The organism is Streptomyces sp. NRRL B-3229 (assembly GCF_000719505.1).
GTDB classification, from domain to species: domain Bacteria; phylum Actinomycetota; class Actinomycetes; order Streptomycetales; family Streptomycetaceae; genus Streptomyces; species Streptomyces griseorubiginosus.
In genome coordinates this window covers 242,675-267,132 of sequence record NZ_JOGP01000006.1, presented here as the reverse complement: position 1 = coordinate 267,132, position 24,458 = coordinate 242,675, and the positions used below count along the sequence as shown (strand labels likewise).

Below are 24,458 nucleotides of genomic sequence, written 5' to 3'. Positions count from 1 at the left end.
CGGCAGGATCGTCGGGCAGTCCGGCGGCATGACCATCGTGCCAGTGCGGCAGATCGGTTCCGGACGCCGTCAAGGAGCGCGCCGCCGGAGACATCGGTCTCCCGTCCTGCGCGGCGGGCCCTCGCCGAAGCCGGTACAGCTCGGCTTCGGCGAGGGCCCGCCGGTCGGATCAGGGCTGGGAGCCCGTGACCCGGACGAGACTTCCATGGGTGTGGCCGTCCGGTACCTCGACCTGGAACCCCGCCGAGGCGAGGATGCCGACAAGGGCATCCTGCATGGTCTTGACGACGGTGTTGTGGTGGCGGACGACCGGAGGCGGATTCGAGTAGTCGATTCCCTCCGCGAACAGGTCGAGAGCGGCGGTGCTCAGTTCGGCGTCGGTGTTCCAGTCCACGTACACCCCGCCATCCACATGGCGTGTCGCGTACACCTTTGCCCCTGGCTGTCCGTGGGGACCGTCGCCGAGGTCGCTCCGGTGAACGGGAAATCCGGCGCGGGCCAGTTCACGGCACACCTTGTCAGCCAGTGCGCTGCGCTTGGCGACGACTCCCGGAGGGGCTTGGGGAGGCAGGCCGGATTCGGGTTCACTCATGTGCTTCTTCCTCCGCAGCCCGCTGACCTTCTGTCTTGGAACGTGCCAGCCCCCTGCCGTCGGCCCGCCTGACGTACTGGTCCAGCAGCTCCCGTGCCGCTTCCGCGTAGTCGGGGTGGTAGGGGACCGACCAACTGACGGGTGTGCCCGGCGGGAGGGCGTCGTCCAACTCCGAGGCGCAGACGGGGCAGGGCTTGCGTTCCGTGTACAACCCCTTGATCTTGCTGAAGTCGACCTTCTCCGCTCTCAGCATGTCAAGGATCTGCGTCTCCGAGTGACCGTTGAAGCCGCTGCTGGCGTACACGTAGCCGACCTTCTGGCCCTTCCAGCCCTCCACCATCGCGACAGCGACGTTGTGGTCCCCCTCGTAGAATCCGGAGTCTTTCCTGAACTGGTACGCCCGCCTGCTGAGGTCGTCGCTGTTGTAGCGCACGATCCCCGTGGGGCATCCCTCGGCGGCCATGGCCGCTCGTGAGAGCAGGGGGGTTCGGACCTTGACGCAGGTCTCGACGAATTCATCGAGTCCCTTGACCCCGATCGAGAGGGCCACGTCCTCGGCCAGGCCGAGGGTACGGAGGGCCTGGTAGGCCTCGGTGAAGCCGATACCGGTCCGCGCGGCCGCGTCCACCGCCCTGACCGCGTCCGCGATGGGACGGAGGATCTTGCCCGCGAAGAGGCTGGCGACGTCCACGGCCGCCCAGGCGCAGCCGGTCCAGTTGCCCCCCGAGACGCCGGGGGTGACCTTCTTGATGCAGTTGATCCAGCTGCCGAAGAGGATGTCGATCGGGTCGATGTTCTCCTGGTACTCGGCGATCGTGATGGTGTGCGTGACCTCGGTGGAGAGTTCCTTGGTCGGGTATTCGCCGAGGTAGACCGTCGCACCGGTGGGGCACATGTACCGCTGCGGGTCCATGTCCTGCGCCGTGCACATGTACAGGTCGAGGACCGCCTTGAACCGGATCTTCGAGGTGATCGTGCAGTCGCCCTTGTAGGCGAGCTTGTCGATCCAGCCGTCGCAGCCGCCCGTCTTCTTCACGACCTCCGGATCGCCGACCTTCTCGATGTGGTCGACGGTGTAGAACATGCCGCCGATGAGCGCACCGGTCTCGTCGGGGACGGTTCCCGCCTCGATCTGGTCCGCGTGGCCCTGTCGCTCGGTCCGGTCGGCTGCGGCCTGAGCTTCGTCGGCGTACCTGTCCGCGTCCTTCGCCGCCTGCTCCGCCTCCGTCGCCGCCGCGTCCGCGCGGTCGGCTGCGGCTCGGGCGTCCTTGGCCGCCTGTTCGGCCTCCGTCGCGGCCGCGCGCGCCGCCGCCGCGTCCAGGGCGGCCTGGTCGGCCGCCGCGCGGGCGGAGGAGGCGTAGCCCTCGGCGCGGCCGGCTGCCGCGTCGGCGGCTGCCGCGTCTTCGGTGGCCTGGCGGTCGTACTCGGTCGTGCGGGCCAGGGACTGGGTGGCCTTGGCGGCCGCCTCCGCCGCGTCGGCCGCGTAGCCCAGCGCCTCCTTGGCATAGCCGCGGGCGTCCCGCGCGTAGCCGGCGGCCTTGGCCGCGTGCTGGAGGGCCTCCTTCGCGTCGGCCGACGCCTGGTCGGCGATGACCTGGGCGGCGGCAGCCTCCTCCTGCGCGTTCTTCGCGTGGGCGTCGGCCACCGCCTGCTGCTGCTCGGCGATGGTCTTCGAGGCCTGCCCGCTCAGGACGACCAGGGAGGCCGCCGCGTCGGTGGTGACATACGGCGAGCCCAGCTGGATCGCGTCGTTGGCCGGGGCCGCGACCTGTTCGGCGGACTTCGCCGCGTCCACGGCCGCCTGGGCCGTCACGTGGGCGAAGCCGAGGGACCTGGCCGCGGCGAGACGCGCGTTCGCGGCCTCCTTGAGAGCCTCGTTCGCGTGGCCCCTGGCCTCCTTGGCGTGCGCCTCCGCCTCGTCGGCCAGCTTGACGGCCGTCTTCGCCTCCTCGGCGGCGTGCGCGGCGGCCTTCACGGCGTCGGCGACCGCCGCGGTGGCGGTGCGCACGGCGGCGTCGGCCTTCAGCTTGGCGGCCTGGGCGGCGTCCGAGTCGGCGCGCGCCCGCTTGGCGGCGGCCTCGGCACGGGTGGCGGCCGCGTCCGCCTCGGCGGCGGCACGCGTGGCGGCGTCGGCGGCGGAGCGGGCATTGGCCGCGGCCGTCTCGGCGGCATCCGCCTGCCGGTCCGCCTCGTCGGCGGCGGCCCGGGCGGCGGTGGCCGCGTCGCCCGAGTCCAGCGAGTCGGCGTAGGCGCCCTTGGCGTCTGCCTTCGCACGAGCGGCGTCGGCCTTCTGCTCGGCGTCCCAGGCGTCGTCCCGCTTGGCCTTGGCCTTGTCGCGGGCCCCGACCGCGTCGTCCCGTCTGCTCTGGGCGGTCCGCTCGGCGGACTCGGCCCTGTCCTTGGCGTCGTTCGCCTTCGACGCCTCGGCCTGGGCGGTCTGCTTGTACTGGTTCGCCTCCGCCTGCTTGGCCTCGGCGGTCTCCTTCTCCTTCTTCGCGGTGGCTTCCTCGGCCTCGGCCGCAAGACGCCGGGCGTGCGCCTCGGCGGCGGCGGCCTTGGCGTCGCCCTCCGCGTTCAGGGCCTCGGTGAGCTTGGCCTCCGCGGTCTCCTTGTCCTTCTTGGCGTTGTCGCGGTGGACCTTGGCCGCGTCCGCGGCGGCCTTCGCCTGGAGTTCGGCCTTGGCGGCGGCCTCCTTGCGGAACTCCGCCTTGACCTGCGCGGCCTGGGCGAGCGCCCGCTGGGTGATGGTCGCGCTGTCCGCGGCGGCGGCGCGCGTGGCCGCCTCGGCGGTCTCGCCGGCCTTCACCATCGCCGTGAGAGCGGCGACGGCACCCTTGGTGACCTGTGCCTTCTGCTGTCCTACGAGCAGTCCGCGGCCCCGGGGCGCACCTTGGCCGTCCGCGATCGTGTACGCGGCCTGCTCTGCGGTGTCGGAGGCGGTGGCCGCCTTCTGCGCGGCGGCTAGCTGGCTCTTCACGGCGGCGAGCTTGTTCGCGGCGGCGGCCTGCGCCTTGGCGATGTTGGCCTTGGCCTTGGTGAACTGGGCGGCCGGCGGCACGGTCCCGGTGTGCCCGGACGGCTTGACCGTGACCTTCTGCGGGGTCCCGCCGGAGCAGGTCCACAGCCGGGTGTCCTGACCGCTGTCGTAGGTCGCCAGGTCCAGGCACTTCCCGGTGCCGACGTTCTTCAGCGGGGTGGCGGCGCGGACGTTGTACTCCCAGGTCTGTGCCGGGGAGCCGCTGCACGTCAGCAGCTGGATCTTCGTGCCGTTCGCGGAGTTGTTTCCGGCCACGTCCAGGCACTTGAGGGACTTGACGTTGCGCAGGTGCAGGCCCTTGTCGTCGCCCTCGACCCGCCACTGCTGTCCGGCCGCGCCGTTGCAGGTGTAGATCTGGACGACCGTGCCGTTGGCCGTGGCGCCGCCCGCCGCGTCGAGGCACAGGCCCGACTTGCCGGTGACTCCGATGGTGGTCGGCGCGTCGCCGATCCAGCCGACGCCGCCCTCGGACCAGTAGTCCTGCCAGCGGGTGAGGCGGTCGGCGGCCCAGGACTGGCCGAGCAGGTCGCCGAGCGCCTTGGAACCGGCGGCGAGGGCCGCGACGGTGTCCTTGTTGGCGGTCAGGATCTGGTTGCGCTGGGCGGCCTGGGAGGCGATCTCCTGCTGCCACTCGGCGGCCGCGGTGGCCGTGGCGTCGGAGAGCACGCCGTTCGGGTCGAGCGGGTCACGCCAGGCGCAGCCCGCGAAACGGGACTTGAGGTTCTCGACGGCGATCCGGTACTCGGCGCTGTCGGACGCGGGGGCGGTGCGGGGGAAGCCGCCGGACTCCAGGAAGATCCGGGCGTCGTCGGCGCCCGCGTTGGTCCCGGGGCCGCCGTGCATCCACTCGAAGGCGCTGCGTTCCGCGAGGGCGCGGTTCCATTCACCTGTCGGCAGGCTCGGGTCCGGAGCCGTGCCGTAGAGCGGGGTGCCCAGGGCGTCGACGGCGTTGAGCGTTTTGCCGTCGGCGCTGGGTGTCGCGTCCTCGTAGAAGTCGTCGTCGTCCTGCCAGAACCGGTCGGAGATCCACTTGGTCAGGCCGGTCTGGCCGTAGAAGCTCTGCTGTCCGTCGTTGTTGGTGCCGGGCGGCCAGTGGAAGCCGGTATCGGTGAACCCGGCCGGGGTGGTCAGTCCCTCGACGGGAACCTTCCAGGCGTCCCGGAGGGCGTTGATGGCGTCGAGTTCCCGAGCCGAGGAGTCGCGGTCCTTCTGGTACGCCGTCGCCAGCGGCGTCTGCTCCCAGTGGGCCCGGTCGGCCAGGGTGTGCAGCTTGTCCTGCGGCTGGTTGAGCGCGTCCTGCGCGGTGGCGGCCATGGAGGTCCCGCCGAGGCGCAGGACGTCGGTCATCAGGCACTGGTCCTGCCGGAGCTGCTCGGCGGCGGTGTCCTGGTACCAGGGGTAGCTGTCGCTCGCGGGGGCGGCGTCCCGGCCGATGTCCTGGACGACGGGACCCGAACCGACGGCTATGCCGGCGAGGAGCGCGGTGGCGAGGACGGGCGGGAGGAGTCGGGCGGTCGCCCTGGCGGCGATCCGTCCCGGTCTGGTGGACGGACTGGGTCTCAGGCGCACGTGTGGTTCCCCTGTCAGGGGGAAATCCGCGCATCGCGCACGGCGGAGGCCCGTGCGCAGGCTCTGCGGCCATGCTTGCGTGACCCCGTGGCGGCGACGTTGTTCCCCCGGTCGCTGGCGTGAAATGCGCGCCGACGGGCTGGTCATGGTCCAGTCAAGCGCGCGTCACTTTAGGCAGCTGATGGGTGGTTCGGGCAAGAACTTTCGGTCAGTTGGTCGACGGTGGCGCGAAGTCGCCGGTGGCCTTCGGGTGGCTGTGTGCCGATGTGGATTCGTCTGAGCGCTGGAGTGTTCCGTGGTGCTCCTGTGGTTTTCCTGTGTGCGCGTGACGCCTTGGACAGCAAAGTTGGCTGGATCGCGCCCCCGGCCGCAATATCCGAAACCGGGCACCAAGTGCCGTGTCCCGTCGCCCTCCGCCCCCTAGGCTGCCCCGCATGTGCGGAATCGTGGGATACGTGGGGGCGCAGTCGGCGCTCGATGTCGTGATGGCCGGGCTGAAGAGGCTGGAGTACCGGGGGTACGACTCGGCGGGGGTCGCCGTGCTGGCGGACGGGGGTCTTGCCGCGGCCAAGAAGGCCGGGAAGCTGGTGAATCTGGAGAAGGAGCTGGTCGACCGGCCGTTGCCGTCGGGGCCCACCGGGATCGGGCACACGCGGTGGGCGACGCACGGCGGGCCCACGGACGCCAACGCGCATCCGCATCTGGACAACGCCGGCCGGGTGTCCGTCGTCCACAACGGGATCATCGAGAACTTCGCCGCGCTGCGCGCCGAGCTGGAGGACCGGGGGCACACCCTCGCCTCCGAGACGGACACCGAGGTCGTCGCGCATCTGCTCGCCGAGGAGTTCTCCGCCACCGCCGATCTCGCCGAGGCCATGCGGCTGGTGTGCCGGCGGCTGGAGGGGGCGTTCACGCTGGTCGCGGTGCACGCCGACGAGCCGGACGTGGTCGTCGGGGCGCGGCGGAACTCACCGCTCGTCGTCGGGGTCGGCGAGGGGGAGGCGTTTCTCGCCTCCGACGTCGCCGCCTTCATCGCGCACACCCGGTCGGCCATCGAGCTGGGGCAGGACCAGGTCGTGGAGCTGCGGCGCGACGGCGTGACCGTCACCGGGTTCGACGGGCGGCCCGCCGACGTCCGCTCCTACCACGTCGACTGGGACGCCTCCGCCGCCGAGAAGGGCGGCTACGACTACTTCATGCTGAAGGAGATCGCCGAGCAGCCCAAGGCGGTCGCCGACACCCTGCTGGGCCGGATCGACGCGGCCGGCTCGCTCAGCCTGGACGAGGTGCGGATCCCCACCGCCGAACTGCGGGAGGTGGACAAGGTCGTCATCGTCGCCTGCGGTACGGCCTTCCACGCGGGCCTCATCGCCAAGTACGCCATCGAGCACTGGACCCGTATCCCCTGCGAGGTGGAGCTGGCCAGCGAGTTCCGCTACCGGGACCCGATCCTGGACTCCCGGTCCCTCGTCATCGCCATCTCCCAGTCCGGGGAGACCATGGACACCCTCATGGCGTTGCGGCACGCCCGCGAGCAGGGCTCCAAGGTGCTGGCGATCTGCAACACCAACGGGTCCACGATCCCCCGGGAGTCCGACGCCGTGCTGTACACGCACGCCGGGCCCGAGGTCGCCGTGGCGTCGACGAAGGCGTTCCTGACCCAGCTGGTGGCCTGCTACCTGGTCGCGCTGTACCTCGGACAGGTGCGCGGGACCAAGTGGGGCGACGAGATCTCCGCCGTGATCCGGGACCTGTCGCGCATCTCCGGTGAGGTCGAGCGGGTGCTGGAGACCATGGAGCCGGTGCGGGCGCTGGCGCGGTCGCTGGCCGACAAGAACACCGTGCTGTTCCTCGGCCGGCACGTCGGCTACCCGGTGGCCCTCGAAGGCGCGCTCAAGCTCAAGGAACTCGCCTACATGCACGCCGAGGGCTTCGCGGCGGGCGAGCTGAAGCACGGGCCGATCGCGCTGATCGAGGAGGACCTGCCGGTCGTGGTCGTCGTGCCGTCGCCGCGCGGGCGGTCGGTGCTCCACGACAAGATCGTGTCCAACATCCAGGAGATCCGGGCCAGGGGTGCGCGCACCATCGTCATCGCGGAGGAGGGGGACGAGACGGTGGTGCCGTACGCCGACCACCTGATCCGGATCCCGGCCACCCCGACCCTGCTCCAGCCGCTGGTGGCGACGGTGCCGTTGCAGGTGTTCGCCTGCGAGCTGGCCACGGCCCGCGGCAACGAGGTGGACCAGCCGCGGAACCTGGCGAAGTCGGTGACGGTCGAGTAGGGCTGGGACGCCGTTACTTCCTCCGGCCGGTCCGCAGCAGCCGGGTCATGAGCGACTCGCCCCGCACGGCCCCCGTCTTCTTCCGGTTCCGGGGGGCGGCGGGTGGCCGGGGGCCGGCACCCTCGCGCGGCTGAGGGACGTCCGCCGCGGGGCGTGCGGGCAACGGGACGATCGCGGCGGGCGGAACGGACTTGTCCAGTACGGCGATCCGCTCGTCCGTGACATCCCCGAACAGGGTCGGTTCCACGCTCACCTGGAACCCGTCGAGACCGATCAGGCACCGGCCTCCGTCGGGGCGAGTGGTCATCGCGGCACAGTTGTCGTACCGCACGGTGACCAGACCGGCCGGCGTCGACAGGGTTACGCCCGCGGCCCCGATGATCAGCGTGACGTCGTCGTCCTCCAGGGACGGGTGCAGGGTGCCGGAGACCCCGGACGGTGAGAAGTGGGGGGCCTGGGTGAGACCCGCCCAGTCGGCACCCGCGCCCGGCACCTGGAGCAGCCCGCCGTCCCACGCCTCGCGGGCGACCTCGCGCAGATCCTCGACCGTGACCGCCCGCAGTTCCTCCCGGTATCGATCGGGAGTCAGGATCCGGTGGCCGGTCAGCAGGCTCAGCGCGTACGACGGCAACAGGGCCGCGCCCAGGTCGGGGACGTCGTAGCGCTTGAGCAACTTGCCGCGCGCGGAGTCCAGTTCGGACCGCTCGATGCGGCCCGCGCGCAGCCGGGCGAACGCGTCGACGAACCCGCCGACCGCCGCGTCCTGCTTCTGCGGCAGCGCGTCGGCGTACGCGGTGACGGTGGCGAAGTCGGCGTCGCGCGGGGAGCAGTCGGCCTCCGCCGAGTACGAGTAGCCGCCTTTCTGCCGCAGGTCCTGGAAAAGGGCGCGGCCCAGCACCTCGGCGAACACGGAGGCCGCGGTGGAGCGGCGGACGACGGAGGTGAAGACGACATGGCCGTCCTCGCCGTGCAGCCAGGCGGGGGTGACGGGGAGCGTGCTGGTCGCGGGCGGGGTGGGGAAGCGGCGGCCGGCGGGCAGGGTGAGGTCCAGGCCGTCCGGGACGCGGTCCGCGGTGAGGAACAGGACGGCGTTGTCCCGGGTGAAGCGGGTCTCGGCCCAGTCGCGCACCTGGTCGGCGGTCAGGCTCCAGGTGCCGAGCTCGTCCTGGCTCCCCAGGCCGTAGCCCTGGGCGCCGTAACGCCACAGCGGCATCCGGGACAGCGGACCCTTGCCGCGGCCGCCCGCCTCGGTGCGCAGGATCTCCTTCTCCGTCTCCATCCGGCCCATCGGGAGGTCATGCAGGGCCGCGCACACGCCGTTGAGATACGTGACGACCTCGTCCTCGTCACCCGTGACGTGGAAGAGCGTGTACGTGCTCGCCGTGGCGCCGTTGTAGTGCAGGTCGGACAGGCCCAGGTGGTGGAGCGCGAGGTGCTCGACGAGGTGGGTGATGCCCCTGGTGGGCAGGGTCTCGTCGGCGTGGCCGACCCGGAAGGTGAGACCGGCGGTGATCTGGCGGTCGGAACTCGGGGCGAAGAGGGTGGGGATGCCGTGGATGGTGGTGCGGCGGACGAAGCCGTCGAGTGCGTCGAAGCCGTCGGGGGCGGCGAGGCAGTTCGCCGTCGGGACGGTCGGGTGCTCCTGTGCGGTCATGTCGGGGGTCCCCTCCCTCAGAGCGTCGCCAGTGCGGCGGCGCGGTACTCGGTGAACCGGGTCCGCCAGTCGCGCACGTTCCGCCAGAAGGACTCCGACACCGTGTCGCCCAGGGTGGCGAAGTGCGGGACGGCGTTGCCGACATGGCCGCCGAGGGAGAAGGCCAGGGCGAAGGCGCTGTGGCTGTCGGTCCAGTGCCAGCCGCGGCGGTGGTCCGGGTGCAGGACGGACGCGCGGGCGGCGCGGAGCAGTTCGTCGTGGACGGCCGTGCTCCGCAGGTACTCCTCGGCCTCGGCACCCTCCAGCGCGGCCCAGTGCGCGAGGTGGGCCTCGGCGACCAGGACCCCGGCGTGCGATCCGTCCGGTGCGGCGCTCGCGCACTCCTCGGCGAAGCCGTGGGCCGCCTCCCAGGAACCGCCCCACTCGGGGGACAGCTGCCGCAACAGCTCCGACTGCGCGCGGACGTGGTGCGGGTGGTGCTCGGCCAGCCGGTCGTAACGCCGCCGCGCCTCGGACTGCCCGAGCCCCAGCCCACGCGCGGTCCCCAGCCGGGCCGTCCACGCGGGGACGCACGCGGGCTGCTCCGCGCACACCTCGATCAGCAGCAACTCCGCCTTGCACAGCCGCTCATGGCACTGCTGAGCGGCGTCCCACGAGACGCTCTCGGCGGGGCCGCGGCCGCGGGCGCGCCAGCCGAGGTGGATGTACCGCTCGGCGAGGAGCGTGCGGGGGAGGGGGTCGGCGGGCCGGTCCTGCACCGCCTTCTCCAGAAACCACTCGGTCCGCTCGACCCCGGCGAGAAGTGCGGCGGCGAAGGACACGTCCTCGACGCCGGTGGCCTCGTCGGTGGGGATCCCCTCGAAGAACGCCCGCACGGCCGCCCAGTCCCCGTCCCATGCGGCGTCCCGGAGCGGGGCGAGGGCGGGCTCGGCGTCGAAGGGATCGGTGACGAGGGGTCTGTCCCCGCCGACAGTACGTTCGCCCATACGACGGTCCCCCTGGCCTTTGTCGCGTGCGGTGTGCTGCGCAGGCTAACAGGAGGGGTTACGCGGGGTTACCGGGTTTCGGGAGTGCGCTTGAGGGCGTCGAGGAAGGTGGTGAAGGCGGGGGCGGGGAGGGTGAGGGTGGCTCGGGTGGGGGCTTTGGAGTCGCGGATGGATACGTGGGTGGGGGAGGTGGATATCTCGACGCATTCGTTGCCGTCGCCCTCACCCGAGTAGGAGGACTTCTGCCAGTGGTCCATGGGGGCTCACAGCTCCTTTGCCAGCCGGTGGATGAAGTCGCGGGACTCGTTCGGTTCGAGTGATACGGCCTCCACCATATGGAAGCGGGTGCGGTAGATGGAGAGTTGTGCTTCGGAATCGATGAGGACCGAACCATGAGGCGCGTCTCGCACCACGGTGTCCAGCCTGGGCAGGGGGCCGCCCGCGTACGTCATCGTGCTGGAAGCGACGAAGCCGTCCAGGTCGAAGGGGATGGCGCGCAAGGTGACGTGGTCCGCTTCCGAGAGCTCGAGAAGCCGTGCGAGCTGTGCCTTTGAGGTGGCGCGGTCTTTGACCCGGATCCGAAGGGCCGCCTCATGGATCAGCGCCTGGTACGGGATGGTGATCTGCTGGCGCGCCTTTCGGTGCTGGATGCGCAACTCCAGCTCCTCATCGGGCAGTTCGGGCAGCCTGGACGAGAAGACGGCACGGGCGTAGTCCTCCGTCTGCAACAGGCCCGGCACGTACAGGACGGCCACGTGGTGCAGGAACCGGGCATGGTGCTCCAGCTCGGACAGGTCGAGGAAGGGGGTGGGCAGCAGGCCCCGGTACTCCTCCCACCAGCCGCGTGTCCGGTCGGTGGCCATGGCGACCAGCGCGTCGATGAACTCCTGGTCGGTGCAGACGTAGTGGGAGGCGAGGCGGCGCACCCGTTGCTCGCTCACGCCGGTGATGCCGGATTCGATGTGTGTGATCTGAACCCGGTTCACCCCCAGCAGTGCCGCGGCTTCGATGGTGGTCAGCCCTGCGGCTTCACGGAGCCTTCGGAGTTCGATACCGAGGCGCATCTGCCGTGCGGTCGGTTCGCGCCTCTGGACCATCTACCACTCCTCGTTCGGGGTCGGTTTCCCTGATCGCCTTGCTCCGACACACATGTTACTCCTACTCTCGGTGACGCAACGCTCACTCTGCGGAAGTGCACCGCTCCGTCCTGCCATGACGGACGCGGCACCGCCACCGCACCCAACCCCCGCTCACCGATACGGAGTTGACCCATGCCCTCAGCCGACCCCTGGGAGTACACGCTGTACATCCCCAACGACCTCCGAGCAGTCACCGTCGCCCGCAGAACCCTCCGTCTCATCCTGACGATGCACGGCCTGATCCGCCTCGTGGACACCGCGGAGCTCCTCGCCGCGGAGTTGGTCTCGAACGCCGTACGGCATACGAAGGGCCCGGCCGCGCTGCGGGTGCGGTGGTCGGCCGGGGTGTTGCGGATCGGGGCGTGGGACGCGGACCCCGAACCTCCTCCGCCGCCCGGTGAGTTGGAGGTGCCGGGGGAGGAGGGGAGGGGGTTGGCCTTGGTCGCGGCCTGTGCGGATCTGTGGGGGTGGCAGCCGTTGGCCAGACACGGCAACCGGGGGAAGTACGTGTGGTGCGAGCTGTCCGCGGCCTGAACGAGGGCGTCAGACGTGGGACTCGGGCGGGAAGCCGGTCCAGCGCAGGTCGGCGGGCAGGTGGCGCATGTCGTTGGTGACGAGGACGGCAGGGGCCCGGTCGGGCGGGTAACGGATCACCGTGAGCGCCGCGTTGGCGTGGTTGAGACCGAGCCAGCGCCACCTGGGGGCGTGCAGGGCGTCCCGCACGAGCCAGGCGACGAGGAAGTTGTGGGTGACGACCACCTCGTGCCGGTCCTCGTCGCCGTCGACCGGGCCGGTGAAGAGGTCGAGCGCCTGGTCTGCCAGCACGGCACCTCGCTCACGCTCCTCGTCGGTGGTGCCGGCGAGGAAACGGAGGTAGAAGTCGGCGGATGCTGAGGGGAGTTCGACCGCCGGGGGAACGTAGGGGACGTAGTCGCCGGCGACGTCCGAGGCGAGCAGGGGGACGTTCGTCAGCTGCTCGTGGACCAGACGGGCGGTCTGCACTGCCCGTGGCAACGGCCCGTGGTGAACGGCCGTGAGCGGGACACGCCGAAGCCGCCGACCGAGCAGCACGGCCTGCTGCCGGCCCGCCTCGGTCAACCCGCTCTCATCCGGCAGCGCCTCACCGTGCCGGGCGAGATAGAGGTAGCGGGTGGCTCTGCCGTTCATCGCGGGCTCCTCCGCGCACGCTGGTGATCATGCACATCGACGGACGCGTCGTCCCCGGTCCCCGGTTCCCGCGTGATCGTAAAGTGCCCGCATGAGCATCATCGGGGTAGGTATCGACGTCGCCGAGATCGACCGGTTCGCCGCGTCGTTGGAGCGGACGCCCGGGCTGGCGCAGCGGCTGTTCGTGGACGGTGAGTTGCTGTTGCCGAGCGGGGAGCGGCGAGGGGTCGCCTCGCTGGCCGCCCGGTTCGCCGCCAAGGAGGCGCTGGCCAAGGCGCTCGGGGCTCCGGCCGGGCTGTACTGGACCGACGCCGAGGTGTACGTCGAGGACAGCGGGCAGCCCCGGCTCCGGGTGACCGGGACCGTGGCTGCGCGGGCCGCCGAACTCGGGGTCCAGTCCTGGCACGTGTCGCTCAGCCACGACGCGGGGGTCGCCTCGGCGGTGGTGATCGCGGAGGGGTGACGGCGCTGCGGAACAGCGACCGCCCCTGAACCTGGGCGCTCGGCAACCGCTCCTCAACCCCGCTCAGCCGCCCCCACCGCCGCGAACAACTCCTCCAGCGGGGCCGGCACCCGGTCCGCCTCCAGCGCCTCGACCAGCAGATGGCCGTAGCGGATCTTGCGGCCCTTCTTCGTGCCCAGGAAGCGCCGCAGCTGCTGGTCGCGAGGGCGGCCGTGCTGGGCGGGCTGGGAGAGGAAGGTCTGCCAGGGGCGCAGGTCGCCGTCCGCCTCGACGATCTCCTCGACCCTCGCCGTACCCAGCGCGCGGATCAGCTCGTCCTCCAGGTCCGCCACGCACACGAAGTACACCGCGTCGGCCGCGCCCGCCCGCTGGAGGCCCCGCTCGTAGAAGGGCTCCTCGCGGACGTCGCACAGGCCCGTCAGGCGCAGGTCGAGGCCCGGCGGTCCGAGTACCGCGGCGAAGCGGGCGATGCTCATCGCGCCGCCCATCGACACCGCGGCCACCCCCTCCGCGGCCAGGTCCCGGCCCCGCCGCGCCGCCAGCGTCTCCACGGCCGCCAGATCGCTCGGGCCCTCCAGCAGCACCGCCGCCCGTACCCCCAGCCGCTCGGCCAGTTCACGCGCCGCCTCGCCGGAACCCCCGTTCGCCCAGTCGGTCACCGCGTCCCGGAACGCCCCCATGTCTGCCATGTGCCGAGTCTGCACCCCCGGTCCGGGCGACGGCACGGAATATCCGGGTACCACGAGAGGCAGCCGGGACCACGGAAGGAAGGGGAGACTCGGACCCATGCGAACTGCGTACAGCGTGGAGACGGTCAGGGCGGCCGAGCGGGAGCTGATGGCCCGGTTGCCGGAGGGTGCGCTCATGCAGCGGGCGGCAGCCGGGCTCGCGGCGGCCTGCGCGGACCTGCTGGGTCGGGTGTACGGCCGCCGGGTCGTGCTGCTCGTCGGCAGCGGCGACAACGGCGGGGACGCCCTCTACGCGGGCGCACGCCTCGCGCGGCGCGGCGCCGGGGTCACCGCCGTGCTCCTCGCGCCCGAGCGGGCCCACGCCGGGGGGCTCGCCGCCCTGCGCCGGGCCGGTGGGCGAACCGTCGACATCATCGAGACCGCCGACACTGCCCAGACCATCGAGACCGCCGAGCACGCGATCCGGGATGCCGACCTCCTCCTCGACGGCATCGTCGGGATCGGCGGGAAGGGCGGGCTGCGGCCCGACGCGGCACGGCTGGCCGCGGTCGCCGACGGCGCGCGCTGTGCCGTCGTGGCCGTGGATCTGCCGAGCGGGGTCGACGCCGACACCGGGGAGGTGCGGGGGGCCGCCGTACGGGCCGACCTCACCGTCACCTTCGGGACGCACAAGCCGGGGCTGCTGGTCGATCCGGCGCGCGAGTACGCCGGGTCCGTACGGCTGGTCGACATCGGCCTCGACCTTCCCGGGCAGCCCGTCCTGGAGGCCCTCCAACACGCCGATGTACGGCGGCTGTTGCCGGTGCCGTCCGGAGAGAGCGACAAGTACCGGCGCGGTGTCGTCGGCATCGCCGCCGGATCCGCGCGCTATCCCGGGGCCGCCGTGCTCGCCGTGGCCGGGGCGCTGCGCGGCGGCGCCGGGGCCGTGCGGTACGTCGGGCCCGCCGGGGACGCCGTGCTCGCCCGCTTCCCCGAGACCCTCGTCTCCGACCGGGGGCCGCAGCAGGCCGGACGGGTACAGGCCTGGGTGGTCGGGCCGGGGGCCGGTGACGACGCCTCGGCCGTCGGTGAGGTGCTGGCCTCCGACGTGCCCGTGCTCGTCGACGCGGACGGGCTGCGCCTCGCCGACCGGGACGCCGTACGCGCGCGGACCGCGCCGACCCTCATGACCCCGCACGCCGGCGAGGCCGCCGCGCTCCTCGGGGTGCCCCGGGAGGAGGTCGAGGGGGCCCGGCTGGCCTCCGCGCGGGAACTCGCCGCCCGCTATGACGCGACCGTGCTGCTCAAGGGCTCGACCACACTCGTCGCCGACCCGGGCGGCGGGGCCGTACGCGTCAATCCGACCGGGACGGCCTGGCTGGCCACCGCCGGCAGCGGAGACGTGCTGTCCGGTCTCGCGGGCTCCCTGCTGGCCTCGGGGCTCGGTGCCCTGGACGCCGGCAGCACGGCGGCGTACCTGCACGGGCTGGCCGGGCGGTTCGCGGCGGACGGGGCACCGGTGGGGGCGCACGACGTCGCCGAGGCGGTGCCGGAGGCCTGGCGGGACGTGACGGACCTCAACGACTGACGGAGGCGTGAGCGCGGGGCGGCAAATGGACGACGGGCCCCGAACTACTACCTGATGGGACCAATACCGCTCGGTCGAATATGCGGCGCCGAAAGAGCGATGTTTCGCTGGCCGCATGGATGAGCCAAATATACGCGGCACCACCCGGCGTGAGTGGCTGGGCGGCGCGGCAGTCGTTCTGGGGAGTCCCGTTCTCGGTTTCCGTGAGGACTCCCCGGATCCCCCCAACCCCCCTGATACGTCGGCGGAGGAGCCCCAAGGCACCTGCGCCGGCGACGACTACGACGAGGAATTCGAGAAACAGCTGGCGGCCACCGAGGACGTCGAGGTCGGTGACAGCGACCGCGCCCTCGCCCCAGCCAAGTGGAGCAGACCCATCCGCAAGCGAGCCCGGGTGACGATGCGTTACCGGGTGCGGGGCAACTGGCTGGTGGGATACCACACCGGAGTGGATCTTGCCGTGCCCAAGGGCACCCCGGTTTACGCGGTCGGCACCGGCGTCGTCGTCCTGGCCAGCTGGTCGGGGTCGTACGGGAAGGCCGTGACGATCAAGCTGAGCGACTCCCGGTACGTCGTCTACGGCCATCTCTCGCGGATCTCGGTCGCCCGCGGTGCCAAGGTCAAGGCCGGAACCCGCATCGGCAGCAGCGGTGCCACCGGGCGTGCCACCGGCCCGCACCTGCACTTCGAGGTGCGCGCCAAACGCGGGTACGGCTCGGACATCGACCCCGTGAAGTACCTGGCCCGGCACGGCCTGACCCTCTGACACCTTCATGTGAGGGCGTCCCCCGGGGACGTGCTCATCGGTGGTGTCGGTCGCCTCTGAGACACTGGGGGCGCCATGAACGAGACAGCCACCGCCCCGACCGCGCCGCTCCGCGCCCGAGCCGAGATCGACCTGGCCGCGCTGCGGGCCAATGTGCGGACCCTGCGCGCCCGCGCGTCCGGGGCCGCCCTCATGGCGGTGGTCAAGTCCGACGCCTACGGCCACGGCGCGGTGCCCTGTGCCCGCGCCGCGGTCGAGGCGGGTGCCGAGTGGCTGGGCACCGCCACCCCGGAGGAGGCCCTCGCGCTGCGCAAGGCGGGTCTGCCGGGGCGGATCATGTGCTGGCTGTGGACCCCCGGCGGGCCCTGGCGGGAGGCGATCGAGGCCGATCTCGACGTGTCCGCCAGCGACCTGTGGGCGCTGCGCGAGGTCGCCGACGCGGCCCGCGCGGCGGGCCGGCCCGCGCGCGTGCAGCTCAAGGCCGACACCGGGCTCGGGCGCGGCGGCTGCCAGCCCGGCGAGGACTGGGCCGAGCTGGTCGCCGAGGCCCTGCGCGCCCAGTCCGAGGGACTCCTGCGCGTCACCGGCCTCTGGTCCCACTTCGCCTGCGCCGACGAGCCCGGGCACCCCTCCATCGCCGCCCAGCTCGCCCTCTTCCGCGAGATGGTGGCCTACGCCGAGGGCCAGGGGGTCACCCCCGAGGTCCGGCACATCGCCAACTCGCCCGCCACGCTCACCCTTCCGGAGAGCCACTTCGACCTGGTCCGCACCGGGATCGCGGTCTACGGCATCTCGCCCAGCCCCGACCTCGGCGCCCCCGCCGACTTCGGACTGCGCCCGGTGATGACACTGTCCGCGTCGATCGCCCTGGTCAAGCGCGTCCCGGGCGGCCATGGCGTCAGCTACGGCCACCGCTATGTGACCCCCGGTGAGACCACCCTCGGACTCGTCCCCGTCGGTTACGCGGACGGCGTCCCCCGGCACGCCTCCGGGGCCGGCCCGGTCCTGGTCGACGGCAAGTGGCGTACGGTCGCCGGGCGGGTCGCCATGGACCAGTTCGTCGTGGACCTCGGCGGCGACGAACCGCCGGCCGGGGCTCCGGCCGTACTCTTCGGGCCCGGCGACGGGGGCGAGCCCACCGCCGAGGACTGGGCCCAGGCCGCGGGCACCATCGCGTACGAAATCGTGACCCGCATCGGAACCCGCGTTCCGCGCGTCTATGTGAACGAGGAACAAGCGGGGTAGTCGCACAGTGCGTGTCAGAACCACGCCTCGTGCCACACCCGTGTCACCCGACCCAGCGACACCTGACCCAGCGAACAGGAGCGGTACGTGAGCGAGAGCAGTGCGGAGGCCGTCGTGGACGCCGCCACGGTGGCCCTCGCCTCCGCGGCGGGGGCGGGCGCCGGCTGGCGCCGGGCGACCGGGATCGCGGGCGCCGCGATAGGCGTGATCGCCGCGGGCGCCGCGGCGGGCGTCGCCGTCGAGCGGCTCACCGTCGGACGCGGCATGCGGCAGAAGGCACGCCTCGCCCTCGACTCGGCCGGTCCGTACGGCGCGCTGCGCGGCACCCCCGGCAAGGCGTACGCCGACGACGGCACCGAGCTGTACTACGAGGTCGACGACGTGGACCCGGAGGCCGTGCCCGCGCTGTCGCCGCGCCGGCGCCGGCTGTTCGGGCGCAAGGCCCCCGCCCCCGTCACCGTCGTCTTCAGCCACGGCTACTGCCTCAGCCAGGACTCCTGGCACTTCCAGCGGGCCGCCCTCAGGGGTGTCGTGCGGACCGTGCACTGGGACCAGCGCAGCCACGGCCGGTCCGGGCGGGGCGTGCGGCAGGTGCAGGACGGGGTGCCGGTCGACATCGAGCAGCTCGGACGCGACCTGAAGGCCGTCATAGACGCGACCGTCCCCGAGGGGCCCATCGTGCTCGTCGGACACTCCATGGGCGGCATGACCGTGATGGCGCTGGCCGATCAGTTCCCCGAGCTGATCCGTGACCGGGTGGTCGCGGTGGCCCTGGTCGGCACCTCGTCCGGCAAGCTCGGCGAGGTCAACTTCGGGCTGCCGGTCGCCGGGGTGAACGCCGTACGGCGGGTGCTGCCGGGCGTCCTCAAGGCGCTGGGGCAGCGGGCCGACCTGGTGGAGAAGGGGCGCCGGGCCACCGCCGACCTGTTCGCCGGGATCATCAAGCGGTACTCCTTCGCCTCCCGGGACGTCGACCCGGCCATCGTGCGGTTCGCCGAGCGGATGATCGAGGGCACCCCGATCGACGTGGTCGCCGAGTACTACCCGGCGTTCGACAACCACGACAAGACCGCCGCCCTCGCCCACTTCGCCGACAAGCCGGTCCTCGTGCTCGCCGGAGTGGGGGACATGGTCACCCCCAGCGAGCACAGCGAGGCGATCGCCTCCCTGCTCCCCGAGGCGGAACTCGTCCTGGTCCCGGACGCCGGGCACCTGGTCATGCTGGAACACCCGGAAGTGGTCACCGACCGCCTCGCCGACCTCCTCACCCGCGCGGGGGCGGTGCCCGCAGGGGCTACCGTTGGCGGTTATGGAAGCAGTACCGCGCAACCCGGTTGAGACCGAGCTGACCGTCACCTCCCCCGAGCAGATGCGCGAGCTGGGCCTGAAGCTCGCCAAGCTGCTGCGCGCGGGGGACCTGGTGATGCTCAGCGGGGAGCTCGGCGCGGGCAAGACGACCCTGACCCGCGGACTCGGTGAGGGACTCGGGGTACGGGGGGCCGTGACCTCGCCGACCTTCGTGATCGCCCGGGTGCACCCGTCCCTGGGGGACGGGCCGCCGCTCGTGCACGTCGACGCGTACCGCCTGGGCGGCGGGCTCGACGAGATGGAGGACCTCGACCTCGACGTGTCGCTGCCGGAGTCGGTGATCGTCGTGGAGTGGGGCGAGGGCAAGGTCGAGGAGCTGACCGACGACCGGCTGCACGTGCAGATCCACCGGGCGGTCGGTGACACCACCGACGAGGTGCGGCACGTGACGCTGACGCCGGTCGGGGAGCGCTGGACCGCGGCCGACCTGAGCGTGCTCACGGCCTGAGCGTCCCTCACGGCCTGAACGCCTGGTCGCTGTGTCCGCCGTAGGACGGGCGGTTTCCGTGAACGTTCCGACAACGCGTCGGCAAGATATTGCGTTCGGCATCCCGTGCGTGGTCACATGGTACCCAGCCCGTAGTTAGGTGTGCCTAACTACGCCCGCCCCCGAACCTCAGGAGGCGTCCATGTCGGCCACCGAGAACCGGCCCCGCCAGCAGCCGTACGCGATCGTCGCGGGGGTGTCCATGCGCGATCTGCTGGCGTCCTGCGCCGCGGCGGAAGCCGTCTCCACCCCGCCGCGGCTGCCCGACCCGGGGACCGGCGGCGACGCCGTGGAGCGGGACCGGCCCCGGGCCGCCTGAGCCCTCCAGGGCCGCCCGGCCGTGCTCAGGGGACCACGACGACCTGCGCGCCGATCATCGCGAAGGTCCACATCGCGTCGCCGTCCGCGCGGGACTCCCGGATGCCGCCCGTCCGCACGGTGCCGGTGCCGGTGTCTGCGAGGGGCGTGGGGTCCGGACCGGGCGCCGCGTCCCGCACGGCCGCGCTGAAGCCGATGGCCACGCCGTCGACGTCGGAGGCGAAGCGGACCACGTGCTCGACGGGGATGCCGTCGGTGCCGGTGATCAGGTTGGACCGGGAGCCGACCGCGTAGACGCCGGGGGCGGGGTCGACGTTCCCCGGGGTCACCTTGAAGGTGCGGGTGACCGCGTCGCCGGGGCCCACCAGCCAGACCCGGTCGTCGTCCAGGGAGTACACGACGCGTGCGCCGGTGCCGGAGGCGGCGGGGAGAGCGGTGGGGTCCTTCCGGTGCTGGGTGGCCTTCGAGGTGACCGCCACGGGGGTGCTGTCCGTGCGGTTCTTGGCGGGGGCGGTGGTGGAGGCCTGGTAGCCGAGGAGGCCGACCGTCGCGAGGGCCGCTGTGGTGAGGGCGGTTACGAAGCCTGCGCTGCTGGGTGCCACCGGTGACCTCTTGTGTATTTAGTCCTGATTTGTGGCGACGGTAGCAGCTCGAGGTCGCCCGCTGCGCCGAAGTCGGCCTGAGGCCGCCCCGTCCTCCCGGGAGCCGTAGGCTGTTCGCGTGCTGTTGCTCGCTCTGGATACCGCCACCCCTGCCGTGACCGTCGCCCTGCACGACGGGCGGGACGTTCTCGCCTCCTTCGCCCAGGTGGACGCCCGTCGGCACGGGGAACTGCTCCTCCCGGCCGTCGACCGTGTGCTCCGTGCGGCGGGGGTGAAGCTGGACGCCGTGACCGGGGTGGTCGTGGGAACCGGTCCCGGGCCCTACACCGGGCTGCGGGTCGGACTCATGACCGCGGACACCTTCGGGCTCGCCCTCGGGGTGCCCGTGCACGCGGTGTGCACCCTGGACGGGCTCGCGTACGCGGCCGACATCCCCGAGGGGCCTTTCGTGGTGGCCACCGACGCGCGCCGCAAGGAGGTCTACTGGGCGCTGTTCGAGGACTCCCGTACCCGAACCGGTGAACCCTCGGTCGACCGGCCCGCCGACATCGCCGAGCGGGTCGCGGGACTGCCGGCCGTCGGAGCCGGGGCCCTGCTCTACCCCGACACCTTCCCCGACGCGCGCGAACCCGAGCACGTCAGCGCCGCCGCGCTCGCCGCCCTCGCGGCCGAGCGGATCGCGGCCGGGGAGGAACTGCCCGCACCCCGCCCGCTGTACCTGCGGCGGCCCGACGCCCAGGTGCCCAAGAACTACAAGGTGGTCACCCCCAAGTGACCACCCCCGTGAAGCCCGTACTGCGCGAGATGCGCTGGTGGGACATCGACCCCGTCCTGGAGCTGGAGCGGGACCTCTTCCCCGAGGACGCCTGGTCCCGGGGCATGTTCTGGTCCGAGCTGGCGCACTCGCGCGGTCCCGAGGCGACCCGGCGGTACGTGGTGGCCGAGGAGGGCGAGCGGATCGTGGGGTACGCGGGGCTCGCCGCCGCCGGCGAGCTGGCCGACGTACAGACCATCGCGGTCGCCCGTGACCACTGGGGGACCGGACTCGGGGCCACCCTGCTGACCGAGCTGCTGCGGGCCGCGACCGCCTTCGAGTGCGCCGAAGTGATGCTGGAGTGCCGGATCGACAACCTCCGCGCCCAGAAGCTCTACGAGCGCTTCGGCTTCGAGGCCATCGGGTTCCGGCGCGGCTACTACCAGCCGGGCAATGTGGACGCCCTGGTCATGCGACTGACCACCGCACCCGACAGCGACTCCGCCGCGGGGTCGACTTCCGTACGAGGAACCGAGATCAATGGCTGACGAACCACTTGTCCTGGGCATCGAGACCTCCTGTGACGAGACCGGCGTCGGCATCGTCCGGGGGACCACCCTGCTGGCCGACGCCATCGCGTCCAGCGTGGACGAGCACGCCCGGTTCGGGGGTGTCGTCCCCGAGGTCGCCTCGCGGGCGCACCTCGAGGCGATGGTGCCGACCATCGAGCGCGCTTTGAAGGAGGCCGGGGTCTCGGCCAGGGACCTCGACGGCATCGCCGTCACCGCCGGCCCCGGACTCGCCGGCGCGCTCCTCGTCGGGGTCTCCGCGGCGAAGGCGTACGCCTACGCCCTCGGCAAGCCCCTCTACGGCGTCAACCACCTCGCCTCGCACATCTGCGTGGACCAGCTGGAGCACGGAGCGCTGCCGGAGCCGACGATGGCGCTGCTGGTCTCCGGCGGCCACTCCTCCCTCCTGCTGTCCTCGGACATCACCTCCGACGTACGGCCCATGGGCGCCACCATCGACGACGCGGCCGGCGAGGCCTTCGACAAGATCGCCCGGGTGCTGAACCTCGGCTTCCCCGGCGGCCCGGTCATCGACCGGTACGCGAAGGAGGGCGACCCGAACGCGATCTCCTTCCCGCGCGGACTGACCGGGCCCCGCGACCCGGCGTACGACTTCTCCTTCTCCGGGCTGAAGACGGCCGTCGCCCGCTGGATCGAGGCCAAGCGGGCCGCGGGGGAGGAGGTGCCGGTGCGCGACGTGGCGGCCTCCTTCCAGGAGGCGGTCGTGGACGTGCTGACCCGCAAGGCCGTGCGGGCCTGCAAGGACGAGGGCGTCGACCACCTGATGATCGGCGGCGGTGTCGCCGCCAACTCCCGCCTCCGGTCCCTGGCCCAGGAGCGCTGCGAGGCCGCCGGCATCCGGCTGCGGGTCCCGCGGCCCAAGCTGTGCACCGACAACGGCGCTATGGTCGCCGCGCTCGGCTCGGAGATGGTGGCCCGCGGCCGCCCGGCCTCCAGCTGGGACCTCTCCGCCGACTCCTCGCTCCCGGTGACCGACCCGCACGTGCCGGGCCACGACCACGACCATGTGCACGGACTCGGCGGCTCGGGCCACGACCACGTGCACGAGGTCGGCGAGGGGAACCTCTACTCGTGACGGTCGCGCTGATGTGGGAGGCCCGGGCGGCCGACGGGCGAGGCCACGAACTCCTCGCCTGGGCCCGCCGCCAGGAGCTTCCGGTACGGCCGCTGCGGCGGGAGACCCTCCGGGCCGAGGGGGACCGCGTCCTGGTCATCACGTGGTGGGACGCGGCCTACGACGCCGAGCTGCCGGAACTCCCGGAGCCGGGAGATGAGTTGGTCGCCCGGGCGGTGCACCGGTGGCGGTTCGAGTCGGTCGACGGCGACACATGACGGCGCAGGTCAGCGCCCGATGAGTCGCCGCAGGGAGTCGATCAGGGCCACCACTCCGGTGCCGGCTGCCGTGCTGTCCTGAATCGTCGCCAGCAGTCGGTGTATCCGGGACGCGTCCACGGCTCGGTCCTCCTCCGCGCCTTCGAGTTCCTCCCGCAACTCCTCGGCCGGACCGGCCTGGTCGCCCAGTGCGCCGACCAGCTCGTCGGCCTTGTCGCAGGCGGCCGCCAGAGCTTCGGGGGTCAGGACGATCCGGCCGCCGTCGCCGAAGTTGCTCACGCCTTTGATGTCGGCGCCGTTGTGGAAGTTGAAGGTGCTCATGTGTCCCCCTTGTCGTCGTCCTCGGCCTGCTTCTCTCCGCTCCCACCGCCTCCGTCGTCCATCGCCGGGCCCGGATGTGAGCCCGCGCCGGACGCGAAGTTGACGCCGTAGTCGCCGAAGATGTTCTGGCCGCTGATCGGGCCCTTGAAGTTGTACGTCTGTCGGTTGATCGTCGTGCGGGCCTCCTTCAGGTCGGAGACGTCGACGTTGTGGTCCTTCAGGAACTGCTCGGTGGCGAGCAGCACACCCTGCTGGATGCGCTGGTAGGAGTCCTTGGCGTCCATCTGCTGGGTGAAGTCGCGGCGGCGTCCGAAGTCCGTGGCCGCCGCGCGCAGGGTGCCCGCCGTGCCGTAGTCGAAGTAGCCCCGGGCGATCCTGGCGAGGTCCCGGCGGCGGCGCAGCTCCTGGACGAGCAGCCGGGACGGCAGGCCGAGTACGCGGCGCAGGGAGCCGAACAACTGTGAGCGCAGTTCGCGGCGGGTGAAGCCGAGCAGCCGCCACGCCTGCTCGAAGGGGCCGAAGCTGCGGGTGTCGGCGTTGTTGAGGAACGCGTACACGGGCGGCAGGTAGTAGGCGCCGATCTCCCAGGAGAGCCGGTCGTGGGCGAGCCGGGCGCGTACGTTCACCGTCACGACGTACGAACCGCTCGCCCCGACGCGCTCCATGACGAGGTAGGTGCGCATGACGTCCTGGGTCTCCGAGATGCCCGCGTCGACGAGAGCGGTCTCGATCCTGGTCGCGGGCCGGTGCCGCCCGTCGTCCGGGAGCAGCCCCGGCACGTCGCCGGCGTGCTGACCCATCACGTGCAGGCGGTTACGGGCGCGGAGCCCGTCGAGCCCGGCGAGGTGGCCGACGTGCTCGGCGACGTAGTAGTGCAGATCGACCTCGTCGAACAGCTTCCGGGTCAGCTCGACGCCCTGGTCGTCCTTGGCCGGCTTGCTCACGTCGATGCCCGCCCACACACGCTCCATGACGTAGACACCGGCGCCTATGAAGGGATGCTCGACGTACTGTCCCGCAGTGGCGTAGGCGACGACATTGGACTCGTCAAGGGAGTCCAGCTCCTTCTCCAGGTCCTCGCGCACCGGGTCGGCGCCCTCGCGCGGCGGTGCGGTGCCCCACTGCACGGCCTGCGCCGCCCGCCACAGCACCCAGCCCCAGATGTACACGGCGACCGCGCCGGCGAGACATCCGCCGACGGCGATGAGCGCGCACGTGCCCAGTTGGCCGACATCGCGCGCCCACAGCGCCGAGATCGCCCCGACGGCGCCCACCAGGGCGGCGGCGGAGCACAGGGCGAGCAGTGTGTCCCGTAGCAGGAACAGCCGCCGGGCCCGGACCGCGTGCCGGGCCACGGCGACGAGATCGACGCCCATGGGCTGCCCATGGGCGCGGAGCCGGTCCGTCACGAACGTGTCGACCACGCTCGTGGCGAAGACCGGATCGCGATAGGTGTGACCGCACAACTGCCGCGTGACCATGTCCGTGTGGTACTTCGGCAACGCGGCCCGTCCCCCTGGAGCCATGGCG

At 72.2% G+C, this 24,458-nt stretch carries 24 protein-coding genes; 13 read left to right on the top strand and 11 right to left on the bottom strand.

The window, feature by feature from the left end:
- Window positions 1–169 precede the first annotated feature (169 nt).
- Window positions 170–592 carry a hypothetical protein gene (locus IF54_RS0111440; protein ID WP_030317278.1) on the bottom strand — a complete coding sequence of 141 codons (423 nt, stop codon included), beginning with the start codon at window positions 590–592 and terminating at the stop codon, window positions 170–172.
- A complete protein-coding gene (locus IF54_RS0111435; protein ID WP_030317276.1) occupies window positions 585–5,198 on the bottom strand; it encodes an RICIN domain-containing protein in 4,614 nt (1,537 codons plus the stop codon). The genes IF54_RS0111440 and IF54_RS0111435 overlap by 8 nt, the downstream gene beginning before the upstream one ends.
- A gap of 434 nt (window positions 5,199–5,632) precedes the next feature.
- On the opposite strand from IF54_RS0111435, the gene glmS reads away from it, so the two are divergent.
- Complete coding sequence (gene glmS / locus IF54_RS0111430; RefSeq protein ID WP_030317274.1) at window positions 5,633–7,480, top strand: glutamine--fructose-6-phosphate transaminase (isomerizing); 1,848 nt, start codon at window positions 5,633–5,635, stop codon at window positions 7,478–7,480.
- Between the two features lie 13 nt (window positions 7,481–7,493).
- On the opposite strand, the gene IF54_RS0111425 is transcribed toward glmS, so the two are convergent.
- The 4 genes from IF54_RS0111425 to IF54_RS0111410 all read right to left on the bottom strand — a co-directional run bounded on the left by IF54_RS0111425 (window position 7,494) and on the right by IF54_RS0111410 (window position 11,217).
- Window positions 7,494–9,134, bottom strand: a complete 1,641-nt coding sequence (locus IF54_RS0111425; protein ID WP_030317273.1) for a M16 family metallopeptidase — start codon at window positions 9,132–9,134, stop codon at window positions 7,494–7,496.
- Between the two features lie 17 nt (window positions 9,135–9,151).
- Window positions 9,152–10,120, bottom strand: coding sequence for a hypothetical protein (locus IF54_RS0111420; protein ID WP_030317271.1), 969 nt, complete (start codon window positions 10,118–10,120; stop codon window positions 9,152–9,154).
- Between the two features lie 68 nt (window positions 10,121–10,188).
- The gene (locus IF54_RS0111415; protein ID WP_030317269.1) at window positions 10,189–10,377 is read right to left on the bottom strand and encodes a DUF397 domain-containing protein; all 189 of its coding nucleotides are present in this window, start codon (window positions 10,375–10,377) and stop codon (window positions 10,189–10,191) included.
- A 6-nt stretch (window positions 10,378–10,383) separates the two neighbouring features.
- On the bottom strand, window positions 10,384–11,217 hold the full coding sequence (locus IF54_RS0111410; protein ID WP_030317268.1) for a helix-turn-helix domain-containing protein: 834 nt from the start codon (window positions 11,215–11,217) through the stop codon (window positions 10,384–10,386).
- Between the two features lie 174 nt (window positions 11,218–11,391).
- Here IF54_RS0111410 and IF54_RS0111405 point away from each other — a divergent pair, with 174 nt between their 5' ends.
- Entirely contained in the window at window positions 11,392–11,793 is a 402-nt protein-coding gene (locus IF54_RS0111405; protein ID WP_030317267.1) for an ATP-binding protein, read from the top strand.
- A 9-nt stretch (window positions 11,794–11,802) separates the two neighbouring features.
- Here the strand turns inward: IF54_RS0111405 and IF54_RS0111400 are convergent, their stop codons facing one another.
- Window positions 11,803–12,426 carry a histidine phosphatase family protein gene (locus IF54_RS0111400; RefSeq protein ID WP_030317262.1) on the bottom strand — a complete coding sequence of 208 codons (624 nt, stop codon included), beginning with the start codon at window positions 12,424–12,426 and terminating at the stop codon, window positions 11,803–11,805.
- A 91-nt stretch (window positions 12,427–12,517) separates the two neighbouring features.
- Here IF54_RS0111400 and IF54_RS0111395 point away from each other — a divergent pair, with 91 nt between their 5' ends.
- Window positions 12,518–12,889: a holo-ACP synthase gene (locus tag IF54_RS0111395; RefSeq protein WP_020135778.1), complete on the top strand. Its 372-nt coding sequence runs from the start codon at window positions 12,518–12,520 to the stop codon at window positions 12,887–12,889.
- Window positions 12,890–12,942: 53 nt separating this feature from the next.
- Here the strand turns inward: IF54_RS0111395 and IF54_RS0111390 are convergent, their stop codons facing one another.
- Window positions 12,943–13,578, bottom strand: a complete 636-nt coding sequence (locus IF54_RS0111390; protein WP_030317256.1) for a TOPRIM nucleotidyl transferase/hydrolase domain-containing protein — start codon at window positions 13,576–13,578, stop codon at window positions 12,943–12,945.
- Window positions 13,579–13,675: 97 nt separating this feature from the next.
- Between IF54_RS0111390 and IF54_RS0111385 the strand changes: the two genes are divergently transcribed.
- The 6 genes from IF54_RS0111385 (at window position 13,676) to IF54_RS42980 (ending at window position 19,330) form a co-directional block, all read left to right on the top strand.
- Window positions 13,676–15,145, top strand: a complete 1,470-nt coding sequence (locus IF54_RS0111385; protein WP_030317255.1) for a bifunctional ADP-dependent NAD(P)H-hydrate dehydratase/NAD(P)H-hydrate epimerase — start codon at window positions 13,676–13,678, stop codon at window positions 15,143–15,145.
- A 115-nt stretch (window positions 15,146–15,260) separates the two neighbouring features.
- On the top strand, window positions 15,261–15,911 hold the full coding sequence (locus tag IF54_RS0111380) for a M23 family metallopeptidase (RefSeq protein WP_030317254.1): 651 nt from the start codon (window positions 15,261–15,263) through the stop codon (window positions 15,909–15,911).
- Between the two features lie 75 nt (window positions 15,912–15,986).
- Window positions 15,987–17,156 (top strand): alanine racemase, encoded by a 1,170-nt coding sequence (gene alr / locus IF54_RS0111375; RefSeq protein ID WP_030317253.1) that lies wholly within the window; start codon window positions 15,987–15,989, stop codon window positions 17,154–17,156.
- Between the two features lie 87 nt (window positions 17,157–17,243).
- Window positions 17,244–18,494: an alpha/beta fold hydrolase gene (locus IF54_RS0111370; RefSeq protein ID WP_030317252.1), complete on the top strand. Its 1,251-nt coding sequence runs from the start codon at window positions 17,244–17,246 to the stop codon at window positions 18,492–18,494.
- Window positions 18,466–18,972, top strand: a complete 507-nt coding sequence (gene tsaE, locus IF54_RS0111365; RefSeq protein WP_030317251.1) for a tRNA (adenosine(37)-N6)-threonylcarbamoyltransferase complex ATPase subunit type 1 TsaE — start codon at window positions 18,466–18,468, stop codon at window positions 18,970–18,972. Before IF54_RS0111370 ends, tsaE begins: the two co-directional genes overlap by 29 nt.
- A 181-nt stretch (window positions 18,973–19,153) precedes the next feature.
- Window positions 19,154–19,330 carry a hypothetical protein gene (locus IF54_RS42980; protein WP_199821198.1) on the top strand — a complete coding sequence of 59 codons (177 nt, stop codon included), beginning with the start codon at window positions 19,154–19,156 and terminating at the stop codon, window positions 19,328–19,330.
- A 25-nt stretch (window positions 19,331–19,355) separates the two neighbouring features.
- Here IF54_RS42980 and IF54_RS0111355 read toward each other — a convergent pair whose 3' ends face one another.
- The gene (locus IF54_RS0111355) at window positions 19,356–19,931 is read right to left on the bottom strand and encodes a hypothetical protein (RefSeq protein ID WP_030317250.1); all 576 of its coding nucleotides are present in this window, start codon (window positions 19,929–19,931) and stop codon (window positions 19,356–19,358) included.
- Between the two features lie 118 nt (window positions 19,932–20,049).
- Here IF54_RS0111355 and tsaB point away from each other — a divergent pair, with 118 nt between their 5' ends.
- Genes tsaB through IF54_RS0111335 form a run of 4 tightly spaced genes read left to right on the top strand, consistent with a single transcriptional unit; the run spans window position 20,050 to window position 22,607 of the window.
- A complete protein-coding gene (gene tsaB, locus IF54_RS0111350; RefSeq protein ID WP_030317249.1) occupies window positions 20,050–20,706 on the top strand; it encodes a tRNA (adenosine(37)-N6)-threonylcarbamoyltransferase complex dimerization subunit type 1 TsaB in 657 nt (218 codons plus the stop codon).
- Window positions 20,703–21,233 carry a ribosomal protein S18-alanine N-acetyltransferase gene (gene rimI / locus IF54_RS0111345; protein ID WP_030317248.1) on the top strand — a complete coding sequence of 177 codons (531 nt, stop codon included), beginning with the start codon at window positions 20,703–20,705 and terminating at the stop codon, window positions 21,231–21,233. The genes tsaB and rimI overlap by 4 nt, the downstream gene beginning before the upstream one ends.
- Window positions 21,226–22,350: a tRNA (adenosine(37)-N6)-threonylcarbamoyltransferase complex transferase subunit TsaD gene (gene tsaD / locus IF54_RS0111340; RefSeq protein WP_030317246.1), complete on the top strand. Its 1,125-nt coding sequence runs from the start codon at window positions 21,226–21,228 to the stop codon at window positions 22,348–22,350. The genes rimI and tsaD overlap by 8 nt, the downstream gene beginning before the upstream one ends.
- Window positions 22,347–22,607 (top strand): hypothetical protein, encoded by a 261-nt coding sequence (locus IF54_RS0111335; RefSeq protein ID WP_030317244.1) that lies wholly within the window; start codon window positions 22,347–22,349, stop codon window positions 22,605–22,607. Before tsaD ends, IF54_RS0111335 begins: the two co-directional genes overlap by 4 nt.
- Window positions 22,608–22,616: 9 nt before the next feature.
- Here the strand turns inward: IF54_RS0111335 and IF54_RS0111330 are convergent, their stop codons facing one another.
- Window positions 22,617–22,928 (bottom strand): hypothetical protein, encoded by a 312-nt coding sequence (locus tag IF54_RS0111330; RefSeq protein ID WP_051735402.1) that lies wholly within the window; start codon window positions 22,926–22,928, stop codon window positions 22,617–22,619.
- The gene (locus IF54_RS0111325; protein ID WP_159002114.1) at window positions 22,925–24,454 is read right to left on the bottom strand and encodes a hypothetical protein; all 1,530 of its coding nucleotides are present in this window, start codon (window positions 24,452–24,454) and stop codon (window positions 22,925–22,927) included. Before IF54_RS0111325 ends, IF54_RS0111330 begins: the two co-directional genes overlap by 4 nt.
- Window positions 24,455–24,458 lie beyond the last annotated feature (4 nt).

Bases quoted from the DNA above. Each gene is read 5' to 3' on its own strand.
- IF54_RS0111440 (WP_030317278.1), bottom strand. From the start codon at position 592: ATGAGTGAACCCGAATCCGGCCTGCCTCCCCAAGCCCCTCCGGGAGTC.
- glmS (WP_030317274.1), top strand. From the start codon at position 5,633: ATGTGCGGAATCGTGGGATACGTGGGGGCGCAGTCGGCGCTCGATGTC.
- IF54_RS0111425 (WP_030317273.1), bottom strand. From the start codon at position 9,134: ATGACCGCACAGGAGCACCCGACCGTCCCGACGGCGAACTGCCTCGCC.
- IF54_RS0111420 (WP_030317271.1), bottom strand. From the start codon at position 10,120: ATGGGCGAACGTACTGTCGGCGGGGACAGACCCCTCGTCACCGATCCC.
- IF54_RS0111415 (WP_030317269.1), bottom strand. From the start codon at position 10,377: ATGGACCACTGGCAGAAGTCCTCCTACTCGGGTGAGGGCGACGGCAAC.
- IF54_RS0111410 (WP_030317268.1), bottom strand. From the start codon at position 11,217: ATGGTCCAGAGGCGCGAACCGACCGCACGGCAGATGCGCCTCGGTATC.
- IF54_RS0111405 (WP_030317267.1), top strand. From the start codon at position 11,392: ATGCCCTCAGCCGACCCCTGGGAGTACACGCTGTACATCCCCAACGAC.
- IF54_RS0111400 (WP_030317262.1), bottom strand. From the start codon at position 12,426: ATGAACGGCAGAGCCACCCGCTACCTCTATCTCGCCCGGCACGGTGAG.
- IF54_RS0111395 (WP_020135778.1), top strand. From the start codon at position 12,518: ATGAGCATCATCGGGGTAGGTATCGACGTCGCCGAGATCGACCGGTTC.
- IF54_RS0111390 (WP_030317256.1), bottom strand. From the start codon at position 13,578: ATGGCAGACATGGGGGCGTTCCGGGACGCGGTGACCGACTGGGCGAAC.
- IF54_RS0111385 (WP_030317255.1), top strand. From the start codon at position 13,676: ATGCGAACTGCGTACAGCGTGGAGACGGTCAGGGCGGCCGAGCGGGAG.
- IF54_RS0111380 (WP_030317254.1), top strand. From the start codon at position 15,261: ATGGATGAGCCAAATATACGCGGCACCACCCGGCGTGAGTGGCTGGGC.
- alr (WP_030317253.1), top strand. From the start codon at position 15,987: ATGAACGAGACAGCCACCGCCCCGACCGCGCCGCTCCGCGCCCGAGCC.
- tsaE (WP_030317251.1), top strand. From the start codon at position 18,466: ATGGAAGCAGTACCGCGCAACCCGGTTGAGACCGAGCTGACCGTCACC.
- IF54_RS42980 (WP_199821198.1), top strand. From the start codon at position 19,154: ATGTCGGCCACCGAGAACCGGCCCCGCCAGCAGCCGTACGCGATCGTC.
- tsaD (WP_030317246.1), top strand. From the start codon at position 21,226: ATGGCTGACGAACCACTTGTCCTGGGCATCGAGACCTCCTGTGACGAG.
- IF54_RS0111330 (WP_051735402.1), bottom strand. From the start codon at position 22,928: ATGAGCACCTTCAACTTCCACAACGGCGCCGACATCAAAGGCGTGAGC.
- IF54_RS0111325 (WP_159002114.1), bottom strand. From the start codon at position 24,454: ATGGCTCCAGGGGGACGGGCCGCGTTGCCGAAGTACCACACGGACATG.